Source organism: Shimia sp. (genome assembly GCF_041624275.1).
GTDB lineage: Bacteria > Pseudomonadota > Alphaproteobacteria > Rhodobacterales > Rhodobacteraceae > Shimia.
In genome coordinates this window covers 1-5,582 of the sequence record NZ_JBFJVE010000191.1, presented here as the reverse complement: position 1 = coordinate 5,582, position 5,582 = coordinate 1, and the positions used below count along the sequence as shown (strand labels likewise).

At 65.4% G+C, this 5,582-nt stretch carries 4 protein-coding genes; 3 read left to right on the top strand and 1 reads right to left on the bottom strand.

Going from position 1 to position 5,582, the window contains the following annotated elements:
- The coding region (locus ABZD10_RS13100; protein WP_372887104.1) for a nitrilase-related carbon-nitrogen hydrolase at positions 1–972 on the bottom strand (972 nt) is incomplete at its 3' end.
- Between the two features lie 156 nt (positions 973–1,128).
- Here ABZD10_RS13100 and ABZD10_RS13095 point away from each other — a divergent pair.
- The 3 genes from ABZD10_RS13095 (at position 1,129) to ABZD10_RS13085 (ending at position 5,234) form a co-directional block, all read left to right on the top strand.
- Positions 1,129–2,532 carry an MORN repeat-containing protein gene (locus ABZD10_RS13095; protein WP_372887102.1) on the top strand — a complete coding sequence of 468 codons (1,404 nt, stop codon included), beginning with the start codon at positions 1,129–1,131 and terminating at the stop codon, positions 2,530–2,532.
- Between the two features lie 92 nt (positions 2,533–2,624).
- Positions 2,625–3,428 (top strand): hypothetical protein, encoded by an 804-nt coding sequence (locus ABZD10_RS13090; protein ID WP_372887101.1) that lies wholly within the window; start codon positions 2,625–2,627, stop codon positions 3,426–3,428.
- Positions 3,429–3,659: 231 nt separating this feature from the next.
- Positions 3,660–5,234 carry a 2-isopropylmalate synthase gene (locus tag ABZD10_RS13085; protein ID WP_372887099.1) on the top strand — a complete coding sequence of 525 codons (1,575 nt, stop codon included), beginning with the start codon at positions 3,660–3,662 and terminating at the stop codon, positions 5,232–5,234.
- Positions 5,235–5,582: the final 348 nt, after the last annotated feature.

Below are 5,582 nucleotides of genomic sequence, written 5' to 3'. Positions count from 1 at the left end.
CGAGGTATATTCCGACGGCAGCATCACACAGCGCACATTCTCTGCGCCCAAGGCATCCACCGCGATGGTCGCCACCAGCGCCGAGTCGATGCCGCCCGACAGACCCAACAGCACCTTCTTGAAGCCGGTCTTGCCCATGTAATCGCGCAGGGCCTCGACACAGACCCGGTAATCCTGCTCTTCGCCGGCCGGCAACAGGGCCTTCTGCCCATGCAGGGCGCGCCAGCCCTCGGCGGTGCGCTCGAACTCCACATGCACGGTCATCTCGTCGAAGACCGGCAGTTGCACCGCCAGCTCGCCGCCGGGATTGAGCACGAAACTGCCACCATCAAAGACCTGATCGTCCTGACCGCCGACCATGTTGAGATAGGCCAGCGGCAGGCCGGTCTCGACCACGCGGGCTACCATGTGGTTCATGCGCCGGTCGAACTTGTCGCGGTAATAGGGCGAGCCATTGGGCACCACGAGGATCTCGGCGCCGGTCTCTTCCAGCGTCTCGCAAACATCCTCGAACCAGGCATCCTCGCAGATCGGCGAGCCCACGCGCACGCCGTTGATGTCATAGGGCCCGCCCAGGGGGCCGTGGTCGAACAGCCGCTCTTCGTCGAACACGGTGTAATTGGGCAGGTGGTGCTTGCGCTGCCGATGGACGATCTTGCCGCCCCGGCAGATGAAATAGGCGTTGTAAAGCCGCCCGCCATCGGCCAGCGGCCCGCCGATCGCCAGTGCCGGGCCCTCGGCGCAGTCCCTGGCCAGCTGTTCGATCCGCGCCATGGCGGCAAGGTGAAAGGCAGGTTTCAGGATCAGGTCCTGTGCATTGTAGCCGGTGATGAACATCTCGGGCAGCGCCACCAGGTCGGCGCCCGCCGCCTTGCCCTCGGCCCAGGCGGCCAGTGCCTTGGCCGCGTTGCCCTCGAGGTCGCCCATCGTCGGGTTCGCCTGGGCCATGGTCAGTTTAAATCGTTCGGCCATGCCAGCCTCCTGTCACTTCCTCACCGGCAGATTTAGCAGAAGCGCGCCCGAGGGAAAGCGCAATCGCCAAAAGGCGTTGCCCCGGGTCTGGCGCTGCTTTAGGATTTTGCCAAGCCGAAGAACAGGCTGGGGACGACCCGTGGGGATTGAAAAAACATGAGCAAAACGCAGGCACTCGCACTTGCATGTCTTCTGGCAGCTGCAAGCCTCGCCCTGCCGGCGCAGGCCCAGGACGGGGAAGTCCTGACCAAGCAATATGATGATGGCGGCGTCTACGAAGGCACCTTCAAAGGCGGCCTCCAGCACGGCACCGGCAGTTACCGGCTGCCCAATGGCTATGAATATGTCGGCGACTGGTCCGAGGGCGAGATCAAGGGCCAGGGCATGGCGCGCTTTCCCAACGGCTCGGTCTATGAGGGCGAATTTGCCAAGGGCAAACCCGAAGGTATCGGCAAGATCGTCTTTTCCGACGGCGGCACCTACGAGGGCGAGTGGGTCGACGGCAAGATCACCGGCAAGGGGGTCGCGATCTATGCCAACGGTGTGCGCTACGAAGGCGGCTTCCAGAACGCCATGCATCACGGCAAGGGTGAGATGACCAGCCCCGGCGGCTATCACTACAGCGGCGACTGGGTCAATGGCGTCAAAGAGGGCATGGGCGACATCACCTATCCCGATGGCGCCACCTATTCGGGGCAGATCGCCGCCGGAGAGCGCGACGGGCAGGGCACGCTGACCATGCCTGACGGGCTGGTCTACGAGGGCCTGTGGCGGGCCGGTCAGATCGAAGGCTCGGGCAAGCTGACGCAGCCCAACGGCGATGTCTACGAAGGCGAGCTGGCCGGTGGCCAGCGTCAAGGTCAGGGGCGGGTGGTCTATGCCAACGGCGATACCTATGACGGCAGCTTCGAAGACGACAAGCGCCACGGACAGGGCACCTTCCGCGGCGCCGACGGTTATGAATATGTCGGCTCCTGGGTTGCCGGCCATATCGAGGGCGAAGGCAGCGTGACCTATCCCGACGGCTCGGTCTATGCCGGCCAGTTCCGCCGCGATCTCGCCGATGGCACCGGCCGCATCACCTATCCCGACGGCTCGGTCTACGAAGGCGAATGGAAGGACGGCGTGATCGAGGGCACCGGCCGGGCGACCTATGCCAACGGGCTGGTCTACGAGGGCGAGTTCCGCGATGCCCGCAACCATGGCCGGGGCGTGATGACCTATGCCGACGGTTACCGATACGAGGGCGAATGGGCCGAGGGCCAGCGCCACGGGCTGGGCAAGGCGACCTATCCCGACGGCACGGTCTATGAAGGCCAGTTCGCCAATGGCCAGCGCCATGGCGTCGGCGAGATCGTGATGCCCGACGGCTTCAGATATGCCGGTGAATGGCAGGCCGGCGAGATCAGCGGCAAGGGCGTCGCGTCTTATGCCAACGGCGATGTCTACGAAGGCATGTTCAAGGCCGGCAAACGTCAGGGCGAGGGCACCATGCGCTATGCCACCGGCGAGGAAAGCACCGGCCGCTGGGCCGACGGCATCCTGTCTTCCGACGGCTGAGCGGCGGGCGTCTGACCAGATCGCCCGCGCCGCACCGGGCGGCACCGGGCCAAGGCGCTGGCCCGGCCGGGTGATCCGGCCTAGGCTGGCGCATGTTCAAACGGGTTCTCGGGTTTCCTCTGGCGCATTGGCGCGGCCGGGTCGGGCTCGGGGTGACGCTGCTGTTCACCCTGCTCGGGCTGCGGCTGGCGATTGCCTGGGCCGGCGGCATCGCCGCCCTGTGGCTGGATGCGGCGCTGTACCTCTGGCAGGTCGTCGGCAGTTGGCGGGCGCTGCGCCGCCACCAGCGCGACACCCCCGATTTTCTGGTGACGGTGGCGGCGGTCGCCGCGATCCTGACGACCCTGCCGGTCTTTGTCCTGCCGCAGCTCGACCGTATCTCGCGCGACAATCTGGCGCCGATGGTGCTGCCCGAACCGGGGCCGAGCGGGGTCACGGTGGCGCCCGATCACATCCTTCTTGCGGGCCCAGTCGGCTTCGAGATGTTCGAAGGCTTCAAGGCGGCGCTCGCCGCCCGCCCCGAGCTTGGCACCGTGGTGCTGGCCAGCGACGGGGGGCGTGTTTATGCCGCCCGTGCCATCGCCCGGCTGATCCGCGACAACGCCATGGACACCCGCGTCGCCGACACCTGCGCCTCGGCCTGCACCCTGCTGTTCATCGCCGGCAGCCGGCGCAGCCTCGGCCCCGGCGGGCGCCTTGGCTTTCACGGCTACAGCAACCGGGGCCGGCTGGGCTTTGCCGACGCAGGCGAAGAAGAGGCCCGCGACCGCGCCACCTTTCTGGCGCGCGGGGTCGACGCGGCCTTTGTCGCGCGGATGTTCCGCCAGCCGCATGACCAGATGTGGTTTCCCGAACGCGCGGTTTTGCAGGCCGCCGGCATCCTGACAGAGCCCTGACGCAGGCCGGGCAGGGCGGCAGAAGGGGCTTTTCATTTCCTTGGGTGCATGTATAAATCGCAGCCATGATGACCCAGGCCCATATCGCAGCACCCGCACAGCGCATCCGCGCCGCGATTCCGGCCGGCCTGCTTCTCCTAGCCCGCCTCTGAGCGTGCCGTTGTCTGGCGCGACCGCTCAGAGGACGCCGATTCGCGCCTAGGCTTCAGAAGACATAGTGAGACATTCCAAATGACCGAACCTGCAAAACAAGACCGCGTCTTGATCTTTGACACGACATTGCGCGACGGCGAGCAGAGCCCCGGCGCCACCATGACCCATGACGAGAAACTCGAGATTGCCGAGATGCTCGACGAGATGGGCGTCGACATCATCGAGGCCGGCTTCCCGATCGCCTCCGAAGGCGACTTCAAGGCGGTGTCCGAGATCGCGAAACGCTCGAAAAACAGCCGCATCTGCGGCCTGGCCCGCGCCAATTTCGCCGATATCGACCGCTGCTGGGAGGCGGTGAAACACGCGCGCCAGAACCGCATCCACACCTTTATCGGCACCTCGGAACTGCACCGCGCCATCCCCAACCTCAGCATGGATGAGATGGCCGACAAGATCCACGAGACCGTGACCCACGCCCGCAACCTGTGCGACAACGTGCAGTGGTCGCCGATGGATGCCACCCGCACCGAATGGGACTATCTCTGCCGCGTGGTCGAGATCGCCATCAAGGCCGGCGCCAGCACCATCAACATCCCCGACACCGTCGGCTATACCGCGCCTGTCGAAAGCGCCGACCTGATCCGCAATCTGATCGAGACCGTGCCCGGCGCCGACGAGGTGATCTTTGCCACCCATTGCCACAATGACCTTGGCATGGCGACCGCCAACAGCCTTGCCGCCGTCGCCGGTGGCGCGCGCCAGATCGAATGCACCATCAACGGCCTCGGTGAACGCGCCGGCAACACGGCGCTGGAAGAGGTGGTGATGGCGCTCAAGGTGCGCAATGACATCATGCCCTGGCGCACCCGCATCGACAGCACCAAGCTGATGGCCATCTCGCGCCGCGTCGCCACCGTCTCGGGCTTTCCGGTGCAGTTCAACAAGGCCATCGTCGGCAAGAACGCCTTTGCCCATGAAAGCGGCATCCACCAGGACGGCATGCTGAAGAACAAGGAAACCTTCGAGATCATGCGCCCCGAGGACGTCGGCCTCGCCGGCACCTCGCTGCCTCTTGGCAAACACTCGGGCCGGGCGGCGCTGAACGACAAGCTGAAGACCCTTGGCTTTGAGCTCGGCCCCAACCAGCTGAAGGACGTCTTCGTGCGCTTCAAGGATCTGGCCGACCGCAAGAAAGAGGTCTTCGACGACGACATCATCGCCCTGATGCGCACCGGCGAGGATGACGCCAACGACGCGCTCAAGCTGGTCTCGATGAAGGTGACCTGCGGCACCGGCGGCCAGGCCGAGGCCACCGTCGAGATGGAGATCGACGGCGCCGACGTTCAGGCCACCAGCTTTGGCGACGGGCCGGTCGACGCCACCTTCAAGGCGATCCGCGAATTGCACCCCAACGCCGCGCATCTGCAGCTTTACCAGGTACATGCGGTGACCGAGGGCACCGACGCCCAGGCCACGGTCTCGGTGCGGCTGGAAGAGGGCGGCAACATCGCCACCGGCCAGTCGGCCAACACCGACACGGTGGTCGCCTCGGCCAAGGCCTATATCCACGCGCTGAACCGCCTCTTGGTGCGCCGCGACAAGATGGGAGAGGGCGCCGACGCGCGGGAGATCTCCTATAAGGATGTGCACTGAAGGGATCGGTGCGGGAAGTTTCAAAGGGTCGCCCCGAGGGGCGGCCTTTTTTGTTCCGAGCCCTCACATCTGAAGTTGCCCGATCAAATCACCCGCGCGGAATCCAGGCCGCAGGCCGCCGCGCATCGGCGGGCCGGGGTACGTCGATCCAACCTTAATGTCTCGCAGTTTATCCCAGCCAAGCTCCGTACATCTTCGAAATGGAGTGCATGCGCTTGCCAAATCGACGTGCCGGTCGGCCGGCCCGTCATGTCGAAGACATGCCTCTGGCATGATGCGCGGCGGCCTGCGGCCTGGACTCCGCGCGGGAATGGATTGGTGAACTACCTATGCGAGGACATTGCCTCT